Below are 426 nucleotides of genomic sequence, written 5' to 3' on the forward strand. Positions count from 1 at the left end.
AATAAGGAACAGACAGTGACAATTAATCTGGATACTTATTTAATGAGAGTTAAGGTAGGTACAAAGGTGAATGCAAAGAGTCATATCCAGTCTATTATGATGGATAAGATGGATTATTCTAGCTTAAAGAATCAGGTGACTATTAATACGGACTATGATCCTAATACACCTGGTATGTATGAATTTATTTATAGAGTGAAGACAGCCAATGACGACTATGGTTTAACTAAACTTGTTGTCATTGTGGAACAGTAAGGAGGATATATATGGAAAACAATAAACAGAATGAAGATCTCCTTACCGTTATAAGTTGTATTATTGATGATGTATTTCATAGATGGGTACTTATTCTTGCAGTGATGTTTATCTGTGGGAGTATGTTTGATGTCGTAAAGACAGTCAACTATGTACCTCAATATGGTTCTA

The 426-nt window shown here is 33.3% G+C and carries 1 protein-coding gene; it reads left to right on the forward strand.

The features are described from left to right. Positions 1-255 (forward strand): hypothetical protein (locus B2S90_RS08790; protein WP_286696903.1); only part of this gene is annotated, 255 nt, incomplete at its 5' end. Positions 256-426 lie beyond the last annotated feature (171 nt).

Origin of the sequence: Catenibacterium sp. UBA627 (assembly GCF_002299355.1) — a bacterium.
In the GTDB taxonomy this organism is placed as follows: domain Bacteria; phylum Bacillota_I; class Bacilli_A; order Erysipelotrichales; family Coprobacillaceae; genus Catenibacterium; species Catenibacterium mitsuoka.